Origin of the sequence: Saccharopolyspora shandongensis, from assembly GCF_900106995.1 — a bacterium.
Lineage (GTDB): Bacteria > Actinomycetota > Actinomycetes > Mycobacteriales > Pseudonocardiaceae > Saccharopolyspora > Saccharopolyspora shandongensis.
Window position 1 is genome coordinate 53,141 of record NZ_FNOK01000043.1, and the last position, 21,066, is coordinate 74,206.

Below are 21,066 nucleotides of genomic sequence, written 5' to 3' on the forward strand. Positions count from 1 at the left end.
GAGAAGAATGATCAGCTGGTCCACTGAGGACACTCCGGCCGGCCCGTTCACCGCCGTGGTCGACGCCGACGGTGCCGTCCTCGCCTCCGGCTGGACGGCCCGCCTGGACGAGCTCGTACCGCTGGTGTCCCGCGAGCTCCTGCCCGGACCACCGCGCGAAGTAGCGGATCTCGGCGCGGTCACCCGCGCGATCCGCGACTACCACGCAGGTGACCTGCGCGCGGTCGACGAGATTCCGGTGCGGCAGCGCTCCGGGGAGTTCCTCGAACACGCCTGGCAGGTGCTGCGGAAGGTCCCGGCCGGTGAGCCCGTGAGCTACGCGGAACTAGCCGCGCTGGCGGGGCGCCCTCAGGCGTTCCGCGCAGCGGCAGCGGCCTGCGCCCGCAACGCGGCGGCGCTGTTCGTGCCGTGCCACCGGGTGCTGCGCAGCGACGGCTCCCTGGGCGGCTTCCGCTGGGGCCTCCCGGCCAAGCGCTGGCTCCTCGACCACGAGACCACCACCTGACCGGCCCGACGGGTTCCCCGATCTTGCCTGAAATCGGGAACCCCCATCGGAAGGGCACCGGAAGAACGAGGCTCAGATTTCGCCTGAAGTCGGAGCCTCTCCCGGAGTGCCCGGCGGGGCGCACGGTTCCCAAAGGGGTGCGTTTCAGGTGGTCGCGTGTAGCACGTGACCGCCTGGAGCACAGGGCGTCGAAATCGCCACCGGCACCACGCGACTTCGGGTGAGCCGCGGCGGAGCCGTTCTGAAACGACTTCCGAGAGCTGTGCGGAAGTGGGGTGCCCGAGGCGGTCAGGTCTGGAGTTCCAGGGTGGAGCCGTCGCGGGACTTGCGGACCCGGAGCCGCACCGAGATCCGTTGGCGCATCTCCTCGACGTGGGACACGAGGCCGACGACCCGGCCGCCGGCCCGCAGGTCGTCGAGGGTGTCCATCACCAGGTCGAGGGTGTCGGCGTCGAGCGTTCCGAACCCCTCGTCGATGAACAACGTGTCCAGCAGCGCGCCGCCGGTCTCGGCGGCGACCACATCGGCCAGCCCGAGTGCCAGCGAAAGCGACGCGAGGAACGACTCGCCGCCGGAGAGCGTCTTCGCGGGCCGGACCTTCCCGGAGTAGTCGTCGAGCACGTCCAGCCCGAGCCCGCCACGGGTGCCCCGCGCCCCGGCCGCATCGGAATGCACGAACGAGTACCGGCCGCCGCTCATCCGCTGCAGCCGCCGGGTGGCCGCGATGGCCACCTCCTCCAACCGCGCGGCCAGCACGTACGCGCGCAGCGACATCTTCCGCGCGTTCTGCCCGCGGCCGTTGACCACGTCCGCCAACGCCTCCAGCTCGGCGTGCTCCGCCAACGCCGGCCCGAGCTCCGCCCACGCTCCGCGCAGTCGCTCCGCGAGCTGCGCGATGTCGCGCTGCCGCTGCTCGGCGCGATGCGCCAACGCAGCCGAGCGCTCCGCCGCTTCGCGGGCTACGACGGCGGCCTCGGTGGCCTCTTCGAGGCCCACCTCGGCGTCGGCGTCCACGCCGAACAGCTCCGCGCTGGCCAGCGCTGCGCGGGCGCCTGCGGCGCGTTCTTCGACCTCGGCGATCGCCTCGGCGAGCTGGGCGATCCGGTCGTCACCGCGTTCGGCGGCCAGCGCGGCTGCCGCGTCGTCGAAGCCCGCCGCGGTGGCGGCTTCGGCCAGGGCGGTTTCCTGTTCGGCCAGGCGGTGTTCGGCGTCGTCCCTGCTCGTCCGGGCTGCTGCGAGTTGTTCGAGGCGGGCGGCGATGTCCAGCAGGTGCGCTCGCCGGTCGGCGATGCTCGGGAAGTCGGCGCGCCCTTCGCGCAGCCTGGCCTCGCGTTCGTCCACTGTGGCCGAAAGCGAGGCCTGTTCGCTGCGGGCTGCCACGACTCGGGTTCGCACCTTCGACAGCTGCTCGCTCAGGCGCTCAGTGGATTCTTCGAGCTCAGCGAGGTTCTTGGTGCGTTGCGGTAGCTCCGCGGCGGTCTTCTGGAGCGCGTCGCGCTCGGCTCTGAGCTCGGCGATTTCAGCGGCGAGGTCCGCCTCGGTGTGATCGCCGAGGCGTTCTGCCAGGTTGTCGACGTGCTGTTGGGCTCGTTGCGCTTCTGCCGTGGCCTTTTCCCGCCGGGTGGCGGCGCGCTGCTCCTCGGTTTGGGCGTTGTCCTCGTCCTCGGCTCGCACCGGGGCGTCGATCTGTTCGCCGGGCGCCGGGTGTTCCGCGGAGCCGCAGACCGGGCACGGTTCGCCGGGCGAGAGCCGGGCCGCGAGTTCGGCGGCCATCCCGGCGAGCCTGCGGGCCCGGAGATCTTGCAGCAGGTCGCGAGCCTGCTGGTGGACGTCGATGGCCTGCTGCGCTCGGGCCGTCGCCGACGCGAGTTCCTTCTGCGCGCCGGGCAGTTCTCGCGCGGTCCGCAGCAACGCGGCGACCTCGGTGCCGCGCGCTTGCACGGTTTCCAGCCGCAGTTCCGCGTGCTTCGCCTCTTCGACCTGCTGCCGCGCGGTGCTGATGCGCTCGGGCAGGGTTGCCTGCTGCCCGACGAGCGCGGTTTCCAGGGTCTCGTCCGATGCCAGCCGCTCGGCCAGGGATGCGAGCTTCTGGCGATCGGTTTCCTGTTGCTGCGCCTCGGGAATCAGGTGCGCGAGGCCACCCGCTTCCTCACGCCTGGTGCCCGCGAGCGAACGCAGTTCGGGCAGCGGTGTTTCGGCGTCCAGCTCGCAGCTCGCGGCCGCAGCGGATACCGCGGCCCGTGCTTTGTCGCGTTCCTGCTCCGCTCGCAGCACGGCATTCCGGGCCGCGAGCACCGGAACAGCGCGTTGCGCCGCTTCCCACTCCGCGCGCCAGGCGCCGTGCTGGTCCTGCTGTTCACCGATCTCGGCAAGGGTCGCGTTGGCCTGCCGCACCCGGCGGATCTTCGCGGCCAGCTCGCGGCGCTCGGTCAGCTTCGCGTCGGCCGCTTCCCGCTCGCGCCGCAGGCGCGAGTGCTCGGCCTGCGTGCCCTCCATATCGCGAACGGATCGCTTTTCGATGTCCTCCAACCAGGTCTGCTCGTCCGCGCCGGCATCCGGCTCCGCGCCCGAGACCTGCGAGACGCGCGCGAGCAGCTCGCGGACCCGCAGCGTCTGCTCCTCGACGCCGCGCCCGCGCTCCCGGCGGCGTTCGACGAACCAGCGCTCGACCTCGCCGAACCGCTGGGTGCCGAACAGCTTCTCCAGCAACTTCTCGCGCTCGGCGGTGTCCGAGCGCAGGAACTTGGCGAACTCGCCCTGCGGCAGCATCACGACCTGGAAGAACTGGTCGACCGTCATGCCCAGCAGGCGCTGCACCGTGCGCCCGACCTCGTCGATGCGCGTCAGGCCCTCCGGCGGCTGCTCAGTGGGCGCGCCGTCGACCCAGGTCAGCGAGGCCTTCGCCTGCTGCGTGGTGTAGCCGTCGCCGCGCTTCTTCGGCCGCTGGTACTCCGGGCTGCGCTCCAGCCGCAGCCGCTGCCCCTGCACCGTCAGCTCCAGCACGACCTTGGTGATGGTGTCGGGTTTCGCGGTGTCGCAGCGCAGCCGCTTGACCTCGCCGCGCGCGCCCGGCACCGAACCGTAGAGCGCGAAGGCGACCGCATCCAGCAGCGTCGTCTTGCCCGCGCCGGTGTCGCCGTGCAGCAGGAACAGGCCGTCGCCGCCGAGCCGGTCGAAGTCCACCTCCTGGCGGTCGCGGTACGGGCCGAACGCGGTGACTTCCAGGCTGTGCAGTCTCATTTCGCCCCCTCCGCCGCGGCGACCGCGCGCAGGGCCTCGTTGAGCAGCGCGCGTTCGGAATCGTTGGGGTCGCTGCCTCTGCAATCGGCCACGAACCTGGCGGCGAGCTCGTGGTCGTCGCGGCCGCGCACGATCTCGGCGTAGTGCAACGGCGCCGTCGCGCGGCCGGTCGCCGGCTTCCACTCCAGGTGCACGGCGTGCGGAAAGCGCTGCTGCAGCCGCCGCATCGCCTCCAGCGGGCGCACCTCGTCGGTGAGCGTCGCCGAGAGGTAGCACTCCTCCAACGCCTCGTGCTCCGGCTCGGCGAGCAAGTCCTCCAGCAGCCCCTGGACCGTCGCCAGCCGCCGGGGTACCGGCAGTTCGCGCCGCTCCACGCCGGCCAGGCCGTCCGCGTCCAGATCGACCAGCCACACCGACTTGCGGTGCGCCGCTTCGGAGAACGAGTAGGCCAGCGGGCTGCCCGAATAGCGCAGGTGCTCGGCGAGCCGCTGCGGGCCGTGCAGGTGCCCCAGCGCGACGTAGTCGACGCCGTCGAACACCGAGCCCGGCACCTGCTCCACGCCGCCGACCGCGATGGTGCGCTCGGAATCGCTGCTGTCGCCGCCGGTGACGAAGGCGTGCGCCAGCACCACCGAACGAGTCCTTTGTGGACGTTCGGCCAGTTCGGCGCGCACCCGGTTCATCGCTTCGGCGAGCACCGCCGTGTGGCCGCGCGACTCGATCTCGGCGCTGGCCCCGGGCACGTCGGCGCAGGTCTGCAGGGCGTGGCGCGCCGGGTCCGGTTCGAGGTACGGGATGCCGTAGAAGGCGACCGGGCCGTGCCGGTCGTCGATCACCACCGGCTCGTGCAGCCGGGCGATCTGGGTGCGCAGGTGCAGGCCGCCGGCCGCGGCGAACTCGGCGAACGCGCCCACCCGGGCCGCCGAGTCGTGGTTGCCCGAGGTGACCACCAGCTGGGCGCCCGCTTCGCGGATCTTGCCGAGCACCCGGACGCAGGTCTGCACCGCCTCGCCCGACGGCACCGCGCGGTCGTAGAGATCGCCCGCGACCACCACGACGTCGACCTGCTCGTCGACGACCAGGTCGGCCAGCCCGCCCAGGACGGCCTCCTGATCTCCGAGCAGGTCTCGGCCGTGGAACGTCCGTCCCACGTGCCAGTCGGAGGTGTGCAGCACTCGCATGAGCCCCAAGCTATCGACGCCCCCGCCGGACGGCGCAGACCCCCCACGCCGCTTCGGCGTGTCGTGCACCCCACGTCCTCCGAGTGACACGGCGATCACCTCACGTGATCGCCGGGAGGCGCCGCAGACGATTTCACGAGGAACCGACGTTCGCCCAGGTGACGGTCGACTCCTCGCGAACTCGCGGCGCACCGGCGGCGTGGCTGTGCGTGATGTTGTCGGGTGGGTCCGCCATCATTTGAGCTGCCACGGCCACTACCGGACGGAGCTCATGTGGGTACCGGCGTCCTGATCACCATCGTCGTCGTGCTGACGCTGTTGGTCGCGGCAGCGCTGATGCTGGTCTGGCGGCTGTACACGGACAGTGCACGCCGAGCCGACGAAGCGCTGCGTATGGTCGAGGCCGAGCGCGCCCGCACCGCCGAGCAGCAGGCCGCCCTCCGGCGCTACGAAGTCGCGTTCGCGTCCATCACCGGCCGCGGCGAGCTCGGCGAGCAGGTTCTCGTGGAGACCGCGCGGTCGCTGGGGCTGCGCGAAGGAATCCACTTCACGCTGCAGACCGACCTCGCCGGCGGCGGCTCCGCACGCCCCGACATGGTGCTGTCCGTGGGCGGCGGGCGCCAGGTCCCCGTGGACGCCAAGGCGAGCCTCGCGGTGTGGGCCGAGGCGATGGAGACCGACGACCCCGAGGAACGCACCGACGCCCTGCGGGTGCACGTCCGCAACATCCGCTCCCGCGCCAATGAGCTCGCGGGCAAGGGCTACCAGAAGTGGGCCGACGCGATCTACGGCTCGATCATGTTCGTGCCATCCGACGCCGCCGTGATCGCCGCCCTCGACACCGACCCGCAGCTGCTCACCTGGCTGCTGGGCAAGCGGGTCTTCCTCTGCGGGCCAACTGGTTTCGCGGTGCTGGCGTCGGCGTCGATGTTCGCCGCGACGGAACGCACGATCGCCGAGGACATCGAGCAGGTGCGCGCCCACTCGGTCCGCGCCCAGCGCGCGGCGTCCAACGCGGTGGAAGCGGTGAACCTCTCCAGCACGCACCTGCAGCGCTTCGTCTCGGCCCGCCGCCGCGAGCTCGACGCGCTGGAGTCGTTCCGCAGCACGGTCCAGCCGCTGGCCGAAGCAGCGGGCTCCGGCGACATCGGAACCATCCGCCACGACGAGGACGGCCTGGTCAACGGCTCGCTCCCGGCGCGGGAAGGGCTCGATGCGGCCCAGCCGCTCGTCCGGGACCGGGAGACCGAGCGGTTCTGAGCGCCCCTCGGCGCATCTTCGACCTGGAGCCGGGTCGAACTTCCGCAGACCCGGGCTCGCCGGAACGGGAGCTCCGCAGCGCGGAAGGTCAGACGTGGGTCTCGACGAAGGCCGCGACCGTGTCGACGATCAGCGTGTTGTGCGGCCCCCGGCCGAAGCCGTGGTCCAGACCCTCGTACGGGTGCATCTCCACCGTGACGCCCAGCTTCCGCAGGTCCCGCGCGAAGTCGAGGCTCTGGTCGAGCGGGACCAGCGAATCCGCCGTGCCCTGCTGGATCAGGAACGGCGGCTCGTCCCCGGAGATGTTCTTGATGGGGCTCGCCGACTCGGCCCGCGCCGGGCACTCCACCGGCATGCAGCCGAGCAGCTGCTTGATCACCCGCCGCGCGTACTCCTGCATCCGCGGATGCGCGGCCTCGGCCTCGGCGCTCATGTCGGCCGGCCCGAACCAGTCCACCACCGCCCGGACGCCGGTCAGCCCGCCGCCCGGCTTGTCCGGGTTCCCCGTCAGCGCGCCCAGCTGCGACACCAGGTGGCCGCCGGCCGAGGCCCCCCACAGCCCGACCCGGTCGGCGTCCAGCTGCCACTCCCCGGCCCGCCCCTGCAGCCAGCGCACGGCATCCGCCACGTCGACCACCTGCGCCGGGTACTGCGCCGCTCCGGTCAACCTGTAGTCCACTGTGGCCACTGCATAGCCGTGTTCCAGCAGGCGCTGCGCCGTCAGCGCCTCCGGCGCGGCGGGATCGGCGTCCAGCGCGCGAACCCCGGCGTCCCAGCCGCCGCCGTGCACGTACACGATCAGCGGGGTCGGCGTCGCGCGCTTCGCGGGCAGGAACAGGTCCAGCTTCAGGGCGCCGGTGCCGCGCTGCGCGTACACCTGGTCGCGCTGCACGCTGGCCGCGCCGAGGTCGCGGGCGGCGGTGTCGATCGGTGGCGCTTCGTCGGCGTCCGACTCCCGGGAGCAACCGGCCGCGACCAACGCCACCAGGGCGAAACAGGCCGCCAGGACACGCCGAGTCACCGCCATCCGCCCCGCGCCTCCCCGATCTCGTGACAGCTCACCCGAATGCCTGAGCTTAACAAGATCAGTGGCGCGTCAATCGGCGATCAGCCACGCTCGTCGGCGGCACGCTGCTCACCTGCCAGGAAGTGCGCGATCCGCACCGTGGAGTCGTAGAGATCCCGGTAGTGGCCGAAGTACGCGTCGTAGCGCTCGGTGTGCTCCGGGTTCGGCCGGACGGTGCGCGTCACCGGGTTCCAGTCGTCCGGGTCGACGGCGGTGCCGGTGCCGACGCCCGCGAGCAGCGCGTCGCCGTACGCCGCGCCGACCGTCTCGGCCGGGATCTGCTGCTCCTGGCCGGTGATGTCGGAAACGATCTGCGTCCACAACCCGCCCTGGGTTCCGCCGCCCACGGCGACCAGCCGCCGGGCCGTGCCGCCCGCCTCGCCCATCGCCGCCAGGTTGTGGCGGACCCCGAAACCGATGCCCTCCAGCGCGGCCCGGTACAGCTCGGCGCGGCCGTGGCTGGTGGTCAGCCCGGCCAGGATGCCGCGCGCGTCCGGGTCGAAGATCGGCGTCCGCTCACCGGCGAAGTACGGCAGCAGCAACAACCCGCGGCTGCCCGCGGGCACCTCGCTCGCCTCCTCCACGAGCTGGGCGAAATCGCCGTCGACGAGGCCGCGCAGCCATTGCGTCACCGCGCCCGACGTCGCCATCCCGGCGGCCAGCGTGTACGTGTCGGGGAACGCCCCGCAGGTGCCCCAAAGCGCCTGGTGCGGCTGCAGGTCGGTGAGCACCTGGACGAAGAACATCGTGGTGCCGTACATCAGCATCACGTCGCCCGGCTCCCGCACGCCGACGCTGGTGGCCTCGGCCCAGGCGTCCACGGTGCCCGCGGTGACCGGCAGCCCTTCCGGCAGCCCGGTCTCGGCCGCCGCCTGCGCGGAGACCCGCCCGACGACCTCGGTCGGCCACGCCAGCTCCGGCAGCGGCAGCCCCGGCGCGACCCGCTGCGCCCAGTCCGCCGACCAGTCGCGGGCCCGCAGGTCGTAGAGCGGATCGCACTGGCTCGCCGAGTGGTGGTCGAGCACATACCGGCCGGTCAGCCGGTGCACCAGGTAGGAGCTGCACATCAGCAGCATCTCGGTGCGCTGGTAGATCTCCGGCTCGTGCTTGGCGAGCCAGCGGATCTTCGGCCCGACGGCCTGGCTGGACAGCGCCGAGCCGCCCCGGCGCAGGATCTCGTCCGCCCCGAACTCCTCGGTGAGCTCCGCGATCTCCTCGGTCGCGCGGGTGTCCACGCCGTAGAGGATGGCCGGCCGCAGGGGTTTCCCGTCGCCGTCGGCGGGCAGCAGGACGGGGCCGATGCCGCTGACGCCGAGACCGGCGATCTCCCGGCCTTCGGCGGCGGGCACCAGCTCCCGGGCCAGTTCCAGGAAGTCCGCCCACCACACCGATTCCGGGTCGTGCTCCACCCAGCCCGGATGCGGGTAGGAGGTCTCGTGCGGCCGGCTGGCGCGGGCGATGATGCGCCCGTCGGTGGCGACCAGCACCCCCTTGGAACTCGCCGTGCCGATGTCGATCCCGAGCAACACCTTCTCGGCCACCTGCGCGATCCTCCTCGTCGACTCGGAAACCCGGAACCCTCGCCGCATGCGGTGAGGTACGCGATTCCCGTGGAGATCGACGGCCCGATCTCCACGGGAATCGCACGGAAGAGGATGCTGTCAGCCCCGGGTCCACTCGTCGAGGCGGACGTCCAGCTGATCCGCCACGGCGCGCAGGGCCGCCCGGTGGTCGCCGGGGACCGCGTGGATGTGGTTCGCGCCGAACTTCGACAGGAACAGCTCGCCCGGCGCGTCCAGCCGCGCGAACGCGTGCGGCCATTCCGGCGTCGACTGGTTCACCAGCACCTGGTTGGTCTCGTCGTCGTACGCCTCGAATTCGCCGAGCATCAGCTGCAGGCGGTACTCGCCGTTCTCGCGGGTCAACCGGCCCAGCGTCATCTGCCCCGGGGCCGCGATGTGCTGCACCGACGCGCCACCGGCCGGGAAGAAGAAGACCTCCGGGTAGAAGTTGACCTTCGCCAGGTTCTCCGCCGGGTCGTCGCTGCGGGCGGCGTACCAGGTGGCGTGCTGGCCGGAGTTGCAGAGGTCCCAGATGTCCCGGTCGGCGTGGTAGTGCCGCACATCGGCGAACAGCACCGGGGTGCCGGCCACCGCCTTGAACAGCTGCATGGTCAGCGCGCCGTCCATGTCCGCCTCGGTGGCGCACACGTGCGTTTCCTTCGGCCCGTTCCAGTCGTACGGGTCGTTCAGGAACGCCTCGGTGACGTCCATGGTCGCGAAGTTCTCGGTCAGCTCCGGCTGCGCCTTGATGCCGGAGAAGTCCAGGTTGCGCTCCGCGATGATGTCCCGGATCGCCTGGTAGGAGCGGATCTGCCGCTCCAGCAGCTCCGGCGTCAGCTTCTTGCCGTCGTAGTGCACGCCCGCCGCGTGCTGCTCGATCCACTCGCGCGCCTTCTTCGTCTCGGCGGCGTCCGCCTTGTCGGCGCGCAGGACCAGCTCGTACTGGTCGATCTCCTCCACGTCGATGCCGAACTTGCGCATCCACTGGTCGGTGTTGGCCACCGCGGTGTTCATGCCCATCGGGCGCCCGCCGAACCGGCCGAACGTCGACCCGCGCAGCGACCGCACCGCCGCGGACGCCTTGGCGTGCACGCCGATCTTCTCGACCAGCTCGGCGTCGTCCGGCGCGCCCCAGGCGCGGGTGTGGCGGCGGCCGATCTGGTCCAGCGCGCCGCCCGCGGCGAGCATGCCGACGAGGCCCGGTTCGGTCGGATCGGTGCTGGCCACCAGCACCAGCGGACTGCGGGTGGCGTCCGCGGCGAGCATGGTGAAGTGCGGGAACGCCCACACCGCGTAGTAGAAGACGGTGACGTCGACGTCGGCCGCGGCGACCTTGCGGGCCACCGAGGTGGCCAGCACGTTGGTTGCGACCAGGTCGTCGCCCACCACCACGTCGTGCCCGGCGGCCTGCAGCGACCGGACCAGGGAATCCTGTTTGGACCGGATGAAATCCGCGATGCGGGCGTGGACGTGGTCACGACCGTCGGAAATGCTGACGACGCCGATGCGGGCCACAGTTCCTCCCAAGTTCACTGACAGGCGGCGTTGACTGCTGGAGAACCGGCGGCGAGGGCCACGTCGGTGGCGCCACCGGTGAACTCCCTGCGGATCGCCTGACCGGGAAGCCCGCCGCTGAAACTGCCGAGAAGACCGGCGAGCAATCGTTTTCTCGGACGCTATTCTTGCATGACACGGGCTGTCAAGGCAGGTAGCCCGCCATCACTCGGCTAGCGGGCACATTAGGAGGAGCCGTGGCGACGATCAGTGACGTGGCAACCCGCGCCGGGGTGTCCACTGCGACCGTTTCACGTGCGCTCAACGGCAAGAGCACCGTCGATCCGGCGCTGGCCGAGCGGGTGCTCGCGGCCGCCGCGGAGCTGGGCTACCGGCCCAACGGCCCGGCCCGCAACCTGCGCAAGCAGGAGACCGCGGTGCTGGCCCTGATCATCTCCGACGTGGAGAACCCGTTCTTCACCGCGATCGCGCGCGGCGTCGAGGACGTGGCGCACGCCGCGGGCTACTCGGTGGTGCTGTGCAACTCCGACGACGAGCCGGACAAGGAACGCGAGTACGTCGACGTCGCCCTGCAGGAGCGGGTGGCCGGGGTGCTGCTGTCCCCGACCGGTCGCGGCGACAGCGCCGAGCTGCTCAGCCGCAACAACACGCCGGTGGTGGCGGTGGACCGGCCGCTGCCGAACTCGGCGGGCGACACGGTACTGGTCGACACCAGGCTCGCCGCCAAGGAGGCGACCTTGCACCTGGCGGAGCAGGGCTACCGGCGGATCGCCTGCCTCACCGGCCCCAGTGGCGTGCTGACCGCGGACGACCGGCTCGCCGGCTACCGGGACGGCCTGCGCGCGGCGAAGCTGCCGGCCTCGGCGGCGCTGGTGCGGCGCTCGGAGTTCAAGGCGCCCGGCGCGAAGCAGGCGGCGCGGTCGCTGCTGACCCAGGACGATCTACCGGACGCGGTCCTCGTGGCGAACAGCATGATGGCGGTCGGCGTGCTGGAGACCTGTGCGGAACTGGGCCTGCGGCCCGGCCGGGACATCGGCGTGGTCGCCTTCGACGACGCGCCGTGGACGACGCTGCTCGACCCGCCGCTGACGGTCGTCGCCCAGCCCGCCTACGACATGGGCGTGGTCGCCGCCCAGCTGCTGCTGGACCGGATCAGCGGGGAACACACCGACATGACCACCACCACCCTGTCGGCGCACCTGGTCACCCGGGGCAGCAGCACCCGGCCGTGACGCGAAGCGAACGGACCGTTCACCCCGCTTGGCGGCGTGAACGGTCCGTTCGCTCGGTCCCGCTGCTCGGTCCGGGGTTCAGCCGTTGCGCTGGTGCTGGCGGATGACCACGTCCACCACCTGCTGGACGCCCGACGGCCGTTCGCCGTCGTTCTGGCCGGTGGTCTCCGGGTTACCCACCTCCGGCGTCCCGGGCTCCGGCGGGGCGGTCGACGACGGCCGGGTGCTGGTCTCCGGCGGCGACGACGGGGCGGCCGGCTGCGACTCCGGCGGCCGGGCGGGTGCCGGCGGCGCGATCGGCAGCTGGCGACCCGGCACGCGGCCGCCGTACCAGTACGTCGTCGAGCTGTAGTCGCCCGGCTCGTCGTTGACCGGCCCGTGCTCGATCCCCGCCCGCAGGCCGGTGCGGAACGGCACCGCGTCGTTGATCATGATCCGGTAGGCGCCGGTGCAGTCGAACCGGCAGCCGTCGGCGCCGATCTCGTGCGACGGGTTGCCGACCTGCGGCATCGAGAACGTGGTGCCGTCCCGGAAGTACCAGCCGGACTCGTAGAAGTCCTCGGTACCGGTGCCGTGCCACGCCGGCTCGGCGGAGCCGTCGACGTAGAACCGCTCGTCGCCCTCCAGGTAGTTGCGCTGGTTCACGGCGGCGAGCGTGCCGAAGGAGTGCGGTTGGTTGCTGCGCACCGCCGCGCCCGGCGGGATCAGCCCGCGCATGGTGTGCGTGACGCCGTAGAAGGTGCCCGCTCCGCTGGTGTTCAGGAACGTCCAGTCCTGGCCGGGCACGGTGTTCCCCCGCAGGTGGGTGGCGTGGAAGTACCCGGTGTTGCCGTCCACCTGCGCCGGGGCGCTGGTGACCTCGGCGGTCGCGCCGGTGATCGGGATCCCGCCACCGTTGACCACCTCGACCACCGCGTTCTGCGCGAACGGCATCGGCCACCAGGACGTGTACCAGCCGTCCAGGCCCGGGTCGACCGAGGTCATCAGGCTGCGCACGTCGTACTCGCCGAGCCCGGTGCCGAAGAACTCGCCGATCGGTGCGTCCACAGTGGTCTGCCCGTCGACGGTGATGCGGATCCGGGCGGTGGACAGCACCTCGTCGGAGGCCGCGACCTGGCCGGGATCGTTGGGGTAGCGGGCGATGAGCTTGGACCGGGCGAAGACCTCGTTGTCGATGCGGTAGCCGTGCGCGCCCTGCTCGCCGGGGTGGTCCGGCCCGAGGTCGAGCACGTCGGTGCGCACCCACTCGCCGCCCACCTTGCTCTGCACGTCGTAGCGGAACTCGTTGACGTCCAGGGCGGACGACACGAAGCGGCTGGAGACCTGCACCTCGGACTTGCCCGCGGTCAGCTCGGCGGGCACCTCGAGGAACTCCAGGCCCCACTGGCCGGGCCGCGCCGGGCCGCCGCGCCACTGCCCGACCGGCCGACCGTCCACGAACACGTCGGCGACCTGGTCTGCGATCTGCGCGTCGTACCGCCGGATCAGCCGGATACCCTGGTTGTTCGGGTCCACGCGCATGGTGAACCGGGTGCCGCCGGCCTGCCCGAAGGCGTAGCCGTCGTCGACCACCTGCGGGCTGCCCACCACCTGCGGCAGCCGCACGCGGAGCTGGGAGATCTGCTGCGGCCCGGTGAGCCGGGCGATCGTGGCGGAGGAACCCGGCGTCAGGTCGAAGTCCTTGCGGGTCGGGGTGGCGCCGGAGGCGGCGGGCTTCGGGTCGGCGACGCCGAAGCGGCGCAACCGGTCGAGCACATCCCCGGCGGAATCGTTCGGGTTGAAGGTCTTCACGCCGTCCGCGTTGGGGAACGCCCGGTAGGAGACGTGGTAGAAGTACGGGTTGCGCTGCACCGTCACCCGCATCGACTTGCGGTACGGCATCGGCACCTTGATGGAGACGCCGCCGGCGGCGTCTCCGGCGCCGGCCACCAGCGGCCACGAGAACGGCGCGCCCACCCGCCCGTTGACCACGTCGACCAGCGGCGCGTTCAGGATCACCCGGCCGTCGAGTTCGATCACTATGTTGCCGGTCCCCGTGACGTCGCCCCAGGGTTCGCGGGTGGACCAGATGGAGGTGATCTCCCCCGCGCCGCCGTGTTCGGCGATCACGCATCCGCGGTCGGTGATCCGCAGGCAGGAGTAGGTCCCGCGGAATCCGTCGTTGTTCCCACCGGTGCGGTCGAAGCTGGAGGCCTGGAACGACTTCTCGTCGCCGCGCAGCTGGGCCGTCGCACCGAGGTTCCGGTACGTGTCCCAGCCGACCGGTCCCCGCGCCGGGGCCGCCGGCTGCGCGTCCGCGCGGACCGGGTTGAATCCGGCGTCCGCGACCACGGCGGCCGCGGCCAGCGAAGCGATTCCGAGGTAGGCACCGAGCCGGCGGGCGCGCCGACGACCATTTCCCGGCGGCGTTGCTGAGCGGTCTCTCATCGTGCTCGCCCCTCCCCGCGCGCCACTATCTTCGGACGGTGGCGGACGCTGTTTGCGATGGTGGTGCGCGACTGAATGGATTTTCTTCCGGCTCCGAGGGTGAAAGATCACTCGCGCATTGAGCGCAGCGTAAGAAGGAGATCTCCACGAAGCCAACCAATACGGGCGGGTGTCGAAGAATCCGCGAAGCGAATTCACTCAATAAGATGGTTGCCGGACCCGCAGGCTCCGACAACCACCATCCAGGTGTATTGGGATTTTCACGAGAAAAGTCTTACCGGCAACGGAATTATTCAGAGATCGCGATCATTCGTAATAGCGCCTGGCTTTGCCTCGAGCGCGCAGTGGCGAGTGGTCGTGGCCACCGGGGCGGCCACGACCACTCACGACTGCGGGTGCGTCAGCCCTGGTTCAGCCGGGCGTAGACCTCGGCGGCGTTCTCCTTGGTGACCAGCGCGGTCTGCAGGGTCTGCGCCTTGTCCACCGGCTGGCAGTCGATCAGCAGCTTCTTGGCCGCTTCCACGGCTTCCGCGCCGCCGGTCGGGTACAGGTTGGTGGCCTGCAGCCGGCCGTCCTCCACCGCCTTGATGCCGCCGGACGGAATGGGCAGCCCGTCGATGCCGACGAACTTCAGGTCGTTGCGGCCCGCGGCCTGGGCCGCCAGGTACGCGCCCTCGGCCATCGGGTCGTTCTGCGCGTAGACCGCCTTGATGTCGGGATTCGCCTTGAGCAGCGCGTCCATCTTCTGCTGCCCGATCGATCGCTCCCATTCGCCGTCGGCGGTGGCCACGATCTCGATCTGCGAGCCCTGGATGCCTTCCTTGAAACCCTTTTCCCGCTCCGCGGCCGGGGTCGACCCGGACAGGCCCTTGATCTGCACGATCTTGCCGCCTTCCGGCAGCAGCGTGCTCTTGAAGTACTCGCCCGCCTGCCGGCCGATCTGGACGTTGTCCGCGCCGATGTAGGTGGTGTAGGCGTCGCCGTCAACCTTCCGGTCCAGCACCACGACCGGAATTCCCTTGTTGTAGGCCTTCTTCACCACGTCGGTCAGCGGCGCGGCCTCGTTCGGCGAGATCATCAGCAGGTCGACCTGCTTGGTGAGGAAGTTCTCCACGTCGCTGATCTGCTTGGAGTTGTCCTTGGCCGCGTCGGAGAACTGCACCTCGAACTGCGGCACCTTCTCGGCCGCCTTGCGGATGTCGTCGTCCATCCGGACCCGGTACGGCTCGGCGAGGTTGGCCTGGCTCATGCCGATGGTGTACTTGCCGTCCGGCCCCTTGCAGTGCTGGGTCGGATCCTGCGCCTGCACCTTCCCGGTGTTCTCGCTGGTCGTCCCGCAACCGGCGGCGGCGAGCGCGGCCGCAGCGCACGTGACTGCGATCAAGGACTTCGTTGTCTTGCGCATCGTGCTTCCTCCCGGACGAGGGGTTTCAGGACGTCGGTCGCAGGCGCTGCAACGCCGCCGCCGCGACGATCACCAGGCCCTTGATCAGCAGTTGGAGGTCGGTGTTGACGCTGTTCAGGCTGAGGATGTTGTTCAGGATGCCGAGCAGCAGCGCACCGGCGATGGTGCCGATCACCGAGCCCCGGCCACCGGCCAGGCTCGTCCCGCCGACCACCACGGCGGCGATTCCGTCGAGCTCGTAGGCGATTCCGTCGTTCGGGCTGCCCGCGTTGAGCTGGCCGGCGTGCACGATCCCGGCGAGCGCGGCGCAGAACCCGGCGATGCCGAAGGCGATGATCTTGACCCGGTTCACCGGCACGCCGGAGAGCCGGGCGGCCTTCTCGTTGCCGCCGATGGCGTAGAGGTGGCGGGAGTAGGCGCTGCCGCGCAGGAACAGGATCGCGACGACGGCGACCACCGCGAAGATCAGCGCCGGAATCGGCACCACGCCGCCGAAGGTGCGCTCCCCGAGCAAGGAGAACAGCATCGGCGCCTGGCCCGGCCCGTCGCCGTAGGAGATCTGCACCGTTTCGCCGCCGGACCACATCCGCGCCAGGCCGCGCGCGATCTGCAGGCCCGCCAGCGTGACGATGAAGGCCTGCACGCCGAGCAACGCGACGGCCGTGCCCTGCAACAGGCCGAAGACGATGCCCGCGAGCAGCACCAGCGCGACGGTGGCCCAGACGCCGTAGCCGTCCTCGACCATCAGCACGGCCGAGCCCACCGCCGCCAACCCGAGCACCGAGCCGACCGACAGGTCGATGCCGCCGGTCAGGATCACGAAGGTCAGCCCGATCGCGATGATCCCGATCTCGGACACCGCGCGCACGATGTTGAACAGGTTTTCGCTGGTCAGGAACAGGATCTGCCCGTCGTTGCGGGGCGAGAAGACCACCGCCGCCAGGAACACCGCGACCAGGCCGAAGAAGCTCTGGAACCGGAACAGCGTCGCCACGACGTTCGTCCGCCTCCGCGCGGCCACCGCGCCGGATTCCGCGGGCCGTTCCTCCGTCTGGTTGCTCACCGCGCTCCTCCCCCAGTGCTCTGCCGCCCGGTGCCGACGACCGGCCCGGCCTCGCCTGCCGCCACGCCCTCGCCCATGGCGGCCGCCAGCAATTCCGCTTCGCCGACCTCGGCGGTGTCGAACTCGGCCACGCTGCGGCCGGCGCGCAGCACCACCACCCGGTGGCACACGCCGACCAGTTCCGGCAGCTCCGAGGACGCCAGCAGCACCCCGATGCCGCGTCCCGCGATCTCGCCGAGCAGCTGGTAGATCTCCGACTTCGCGCCGATGTCCACGCCGCGGGTCGGATCGTCCAGCAGCAGCAACCGCGGTTCGGTCTGCAACATCCGGCCGAAGACGACCTTCTGCTGATTTCCACCGGAAAGGGTGCCGACCGGGTCGAGGATGCGGCCGAGCTTGATCTTGAGCTGCTGCACGCTGCGCTCGGTGGCGGACACCTCGGCGCGGCGGCGCACCAGCCCGGCCACGCCGAGCCGGTCCAGCACCGAGAGGACCGTGTTGGCCAGCACCGAATGCTCCAGCACCAGCCCGGAACTCCTGCGGTCCTCCGGCACGAAGGCGATGCCCTCGCGCAACGCGCGGTGCGGACCCCTCGGCCGCACCGGGCGTCCGTCGAGGGACACCTCCCCCTCCCACGTGCCGGAGGACCCCGCCCCGAACAGCGATTCCAGCAGTTCGGTGCGACCTGAGCCGAGCAACCCGCACAGCCCGACGATCTCCCCGCGACGCACGGTCAGATCGATGCCGTCGGGTTCCCGGCGACCCACCCGCGGCCGGCGCGGGCGGACGGCGAACCCGGACACCGACAGCAGCTCCTCACCGACGGCGCCGCTCTCGGCGCGGAACATCGTCTGCACCGAGCGGCCCACCATCGCCTCGGCGGCCTGTTCCGCGGTCAGCTTCCGGGCGTCGAACTCCGCGACCTTGCGGCCGTTGCGCAACACGGTGGCGCGATCGGCGACCCGGCCGATTTCATCCATCCGATGCGAGATGTAGACGATGCCGGTGCCGCCGCGGCGCAGCTCGGCGATCACCGCGAACAGCCGCTCGACCTCCGTGCTGGACAGCGCCGACGTCGGCTCGTCCATGATCAGCACCTTCGCGTCCAGCGACAGGGCGCGGGCGATGGTCACCAGCTGCTGCTCGCCGACGCGCAGCTCGCCGACCGGCCGCAGCGGATCCAGGTCGATGCCGGTGCGCTGCAGCAGCTCGCGGGTGCGCACGGCCATCTTCCGGCGGTCCACCACGCCGAAGCGGTTGCGCAGCTCGCGGCCGAGGTAGAGGTTCTCGGCGACGCTCAGCCCGGGCACCAGGTCCAGCTCCTGGTGGATCATCGCGACCCCGGCGTGCTGCGCGTCGGCCGGCTTTCCGAACTGGACCGCCCGGCCTTCGATCGAGATCGACCCAGCGTGATCGACGACGTCGCCGGAGAGCACCTTCATCAGCGTGCTCTTGCCCGCACCGTTCTCGCCCAGCAGCGCGTGCACCTCGCCGGCGCGGACTTCCAGGTCCACGCCGTCACACGCGAGCACACCCCCATAACGCTTGGTGATGCCGGTCATCTCGACCAGCGGTGGCGCCGCGCCCATAGCACCCCTCACGCCGCTCGCGAATCGTGAGAAAACGATTGCCCGGACGCTAAAATGGTCACGCTACTTGTGTCAAGGTTCACACACCCGCCCAAGTGACAGGGCATCCATTCGGCTGCACCGACATCACATGGCGGTCACGTCATCGGGGGTCGCAGGTAACCCAACGTGCATTAACGCGCAAGTTCCGGAAGAGGGCTCTCGGCCCGGGGTACTGGACCGTTACCGTTGGGACTCGTGACCGCGATCCGCGATAGCCAGAGCGCCCCACCCCCCAGCAGCGGCGCCTCCCAGTTGTCGACGCGCTCCGCATTCGGGGCGAAGGGCGTGCCGCTCTGGGGAGCCGTGCTGCTGGCTGCCATCCCGACCGCGGTCGGAACGATCGTCGACATCCTGCTCTGGTCGCAGCCCGACATCCTGTTCAAGGCGTGCTTCTTCGTCGGCTGCGTGCTGGCCGTGCTGCTGGTCAAACGCCGGAGCGTGTTCGGACCGATGGTCCAACCGCCACTCGTGCTCACCATCGTCATGCCGCTGCTGGTGCTGGTGACCGGCAACGGGGTCACCGCGGGCGCCGGCATCACCGCCAAGGCGCTCGCCATCGCGCGACCGCTGATCAGCAGCTTCCCGATCATGGCGGGCGCCACGATCGTCTCCCTTGGCATCGGCCTCATCCGCATGTTCGTTACCCAGCGAACCCGGTCCCGCCCCGAGATCGCGGACAGCGACGCGGCGACCAAGAAGCGCCGCCCCGTCGCGCCGCCGCGCAAGAAACCGGCCGAAGACGCCAAGAAGCGGCGGCCCGAAGAGCGCGAACGCACCAGGAAGCCCCGTTCCGACGACGCAGAGCGCCCGCAGCGAGCCCAAGCGGAGCGCGGGCGTGCCCAGGCCCCCGGGCGGCCGCGCAGCGGCGATGCGCCCGGCCGGGCACGAGGCGACGCGCCCGGCAGGGCGCGCGGAGCCGAGCCGCGGCCGGAGCGGGACGGCCGCGCGGTGCCGCCGCGGCGGGGCGCAGCCCCGCGGCAGGCGCCCGGGCGACCGCGAGCGGCGGAGCCGCCGCAGGGGGAGCCGCCCCGGCGACCCCGTCGGCCGCGGCGGGACGAGCAGTTCGGGTGAACCGGGACTGAAAAAGGGGCATCCGCGCAGTGCGGATGCCCCTTTTCGCTACTCGGTCAGCGGACGCCCTTGGGCTTGTCCGGGTTCTCGTCGAGGTCCTTGCGGAGCTCCCGCGGCAGCGCGAAGGTGATCTTCTCGTTGGCCGTGGTGACCTCGTCGACCTGGTTCCAGCCGCGCTCGGCCAGGTGGTCCAGCACCTGCAGCACCAGCACGTCCGGCACCGACGCACCGCTGGTCACGCCGACCGTGGTGACGCCGTCCAGCCAGGCCTCGTCGATCTGGTTCGCGAAGTCCACGAGGTGCGCGTCAGACGCGCCCGCCTGCAACGCCACCTCGACCAGGCGCTTGGAGTTCGAGGAGTTCTGCGAGCCGACGACGATCACCAGGTCGCACTCCGGCGCCATCGCCTTCACCGCGTACTGCCGGTTGGAGGTCGCGTAGCAGATGTCGTCGCTCGGCGGCGCCTGCAGATCCGGGAACCGCTCCTTGAGCTGGTCCACCCGCTCCATCGTCTCGTCCACGCTGAGCGTGGTCTGCGACAGCCACACGACCTTGCTCGGGTCGCGGACCTCGACCTTGTCGACGTCCTCCGGCTTGTCGACCAGCTGCACGCGGTCCGGGGCCTCGCCCGCGGTGCCCTCGACCTCCTCGTGCCCCTCGTGGCCGATCAGCAGGATGTCGTAGTCCTCGCGGGCGAACCGGTTGACTTCCTTGTGCACCTTGGTGACCAGCGGGCACGTCGCGTCGATGGTGCGCAGGTTGCGCTGCGCGGCCTCCGCGTGCACCGCTGGGGACACGCCGTGCGCGGAGAACACCACGAGCGCGCCCTCCGGCACCTCGTCGGTCTCGTCCACGAAGATCACGCCGCGCTCGGACAGCGTTTCCACCACGTGCCGGTTGTGCACGATCTCCTTGCGCACGTAGATCGGCGCGCCGTAGGTCTCCAGTGCCTTCTCGACGGTGATCACCGCGCGATCGACACCTGCGCAGTACCCGCGCGGTTTGGCCAGCAGGACCCGCTTGGCCGGCCGGGCGTCCTGGTCAACGAGGCCAGTGGCCTCGGGCGAGGTCGTCATACCGCCAAGGGTACGGACCGCACCCGAGGCGCTCAGAACCTGTCGTCGGACTCACTTTGCGTTGCGGTGCGGGTGGCGGAACCTCAGACGCCGTCTGGACTCCGGGATCCCCGACTTGAGTATGACCAATACGCGGTGCTGGGGCTGTCCTCGCCAGACGACGCCTGAGAACCCGCGGCGGCGCAAGCTGCGAGAGTGGGCTAAGCGGCTACGCCGCTTCAAGAGCAGAAGATCACATGGCCCCGCAGTCGCCCGGCTGCTCCAGATCACAGTCGTGCGACGAGGCGATGGCTTCGCGGGCCCGAGTGCGGCAGGCTGGGCGCATGTCATCGTTCCCCCTGCCGGTGCGGATCGCCGCCGGGCTCGCCGCCACCGCCGTCGAGCAGGCCCGCCAGCTGCCGACCACCCTGCTCGGCCTGCCGGTCACCGTGGCCAGCCAGGCGTTGCAGGCGTCGATGCGGATCCAGCAGCAGATCACCGAGCTGGCGATCAAGGGCGACGAGGCTCTCGCCGGGCTGCGCACCCCGGAGGAGCAGCCGGCCTGGGCGACCTTCGACGAGGACGAACCGGCGGAACCGGCGGTGCTGTCCGAGGACCTGTCGGTGCTGCCCGACTACGATCACCTGACGCTGCCGCAGCTGCGGGGCCGGCTGCGCTCGTTCTCCGAGCCGGAGCTGGCGGAACTGCTGTCCTACGAGCAGCGGCACGGTCAGCGGCCGGAGTTCGTCCGCATGCTCCAGAACCGGCTCGAACGCCTGCGCAACCAGTGACCCGAGAAGACCCCGGCAGTCTCGCCTGAGACTGCGGCCCCGGCCTCGCGGCCGGGAAGCAC

15 protein-coding genes are annotated in these 21,066 nt (G+C 71.0%); 5 read left to right on the forward strand and 10 right to left on the reverse strand.

The window, feature by feature from the left end; translation table 11 throughout:
- Positions 1 to 7 precede the first annotated feature (7 nt).
- The gene (locus tag BLW84_RS33085; RefSeq protein WP_093273514.1) at positions 8 to 505 is read left to right on the forward strand and encodes a methylated-DNA--[protein]-cysteine S-methyltransferase; all 498 of its coding nucleotides are present in this window, start codon (positions 8 to 10) and stop codon (positions 503 to 505) included.
- Positions 506 to 793: 288 nt separating this feature from the next.
- Here the strand turns inward: BLW84_RS33085 and BLW84_RS33090 are convergent, their stop codons facing one another.
- Together BLW84_RS33090 and BLW84_RS33095 are read right to left on the reverse strand one after the other, a co-directional pair.
- On the reverse strand, positions 794 to 3,745 hold the full coding sequence (locus tag BLW84_RS33090) for an AAA family ATPase (protein WP_093273517.1): 2,952 nt from the start codon (positions 3,743 to 3,745) through the stop codon (positions 794 to 796).
- Positions 3,742 to 4,926: an exonuclease SbcCD subunit D gene (locus BLW84_RS33095; protein WP_093273519.1), complete on the reverse strand. Its 1,185-nt coding sequence runs from the start codon at positions 4,924 to 4,926 to the stop codon at positions 3,742 to 3,744. Before BLW84_RS33095 ends, BLW84_RS33090 begins: the two co-directional genes overlap by 4 nt.
- Before the next feature lie 336 nt (positions 4,927 to 5,262).
- On the opposite strand from BLW84_RS33095, the gene BLW84_RS33100 reads away from it, so the two are divergent.
- Positions 5,263 to 6,186 carry a DNA recombination protein RmuC gene (locus tag BLW84_RS33100; protein WP_425441792.1) on the forward strand — a complete coding sequence of 308 codons (924 nt, stop codon included), beginning with the start codon at positions 5,263 to 5,265 and terminating at the stop codon, positions 6,184 to 6,186.
- Positions 6,187 to 6,274: 88 nt separating this feature from the next.
- On the opposite strand, the gene BLW84_RS33105 is transcribed toward BLW84_RS33100, so the two are convergent.
- The 3 genes from BLW84_RS33105 to BLW84_RS33115 form a co-directional block, all read right to left on the reverse strand.
- On the reverse strand, positions 6,275 to 7,213 hold the full coding sequence (locus tag BLW84_RS33105) for an alpha/beta hydrolase (RefSeq protein WP_093273524.1): 939 nt from the start codon (positions 7,211 to 7,213) through the stop codon (positions 6,275 to 6,277).
- A gap of 80 nt (positions 7,214 to 7,293) precedes the next feature.
- Entirely contained in the window at positions 7,294 to 8,793 is a 1,500-nt protein-coding gene (locus BLW84_RS33110; protein ID WP_093273527.1) for an FGGY-family carbohydrate kinase, read from the reverse strand.
- A 120-nt stretch (positions 8,794 to 8,913) separates the two neighbouring features.
- Entirely contained in the window at positions 8,914 to 10,329 is a 1,416-nt protein-coding gene (locus tag BLW84_RS33115; protein WP_093273528.1) for an L-fucose/L-arabinose isomerase family protein, read from the reverse strand.
- A 236-nt stretch (positions 10,330 to 10,565) separates the two neighbouring features.
- Here BLW84_RS33115 and BLW84_RS33120 point away from each other — a divergent pair, with 236 nt between their 5' ends.
- Entirely contained in the window at positions 10,566 to 11,561 is a 996-nt protein-coding gene (locus BLW84_RS33120; protein WP_093273531.1) for a LacI family DNA-binding transcriptional regulator, read from the forward strand.
- A 78-nt stretch (positions 11,562 to 11,639) separates the two neighbouring features.
- On the opposite strand, the gene BLW84_RS33125 is transcribed toward BLW84_RS33120, so the two are convergent.
- From BLW84_RS33125 to BLW84_RS33140, 4 genes are all read right to left on the reverse strand, one after another.
- A complete protein-coding gene (locus BLW84_RS33125; protein ID WP_093273533.1) occupies positions 11,640 to 13,988 on the reverse strand; it encodes a glycoside hydrolase family 172 protein in 2,349 nt (782 codons plus the stop codon).
- 400 nt (positions 13,989 to 14,388) lie between these two features.
- Entirely contained in the window at positions 14,389 to 15,393 is a 1,005-nt protein-coding gene (locus BLW84_RS33130) for a substrate-binding domain-containing protein (protein WP_093273536.1), read from the reverse strand.
- A gap of 25 nt (positions 15,394 to 15,418) precedes the next feature.
- On the reverse strand, positions 15,419 to 16,456 hold the full coding sequence (locus BLW84_RS33135) for an ABC transporter permease (protein ID WP_425441791.1): 1,038 nt from the start codon (positions 16,454 to 16,456) through the stop codon (positions 15,419 to 15,421).
- Positions 16,453 to 18,045 carry a sugar ABC transporter ATP-binding protein gene (locus BLW84_RS33140; RefSeq protein ID WP_093273538.1) on the reverse strand — a complete coding sequence of 531 codons (1,593 nt, stop codon included), beginning with the start codon at positions 18,043 to 18,045 and terminating at the stop codon, positions 16,453 to 16,455. The genes BLW84_RS33135 and BLW84_RS33140 overlap by 4 nt, the downstream gene beginning before the upstream one ends.
- Before the next feature lie 237 nt (positions 18,046 to 18,282).
- Between BLW84_RS33140 and BLW84_RS47875 the strand changes: the two genes are divergently transcribed.
- Complete coding sequence (locus BLW84_RS47875; RefSeq protein ID WP_177226825.1) at positions 18,283 to 19,158, forward strand: DUF6542 domain-containing protein; 876 nt, start codon at positions 18,283 to 18,285, stop codon at positions 19,156 to 19,158.
- 56 nt (positions 19,159 to 19,214) lie between these two features.
- Here BLW84_RS47875 and BLW84_RS33155 read toward each other — a convergent pair whose 3' ends face one another.
- The gene (locus BLW84_RS33155) at positions 19,215 to 20,234 is read right to left on the reverse strand and encodes a 4-hydroxy-3-methylbut-2-enyl diphosphate reductase (RefSeq protein ID WP_093273545.1); all 1,020 of its coding nucleotides are present in this window, start codon (positions 20,232 to 20,234) and stop codon (positions 19,215 to 19,217) included.
- 323 nt (positions 20,235 to 20,557) lie between these two features.
- On the opposite strand from BLW84_RS33155, the gene BLW84_RS33160 reads away from it, so the two are divergent.
- Positions 20,558 to 21,004, forward strand: a complete 447-nt coding sequence (locus tag BLW84_RS33160) for a lipid droplet-associated protein (protein ID WP_093273547.1) — start codon at positions 20,558 to 20,560, stop codon at positions 21,002 to 21,004.
- The last annotated feature ends 62 nt before the right edge of the window (positions 21,005 to 21,066 follow it).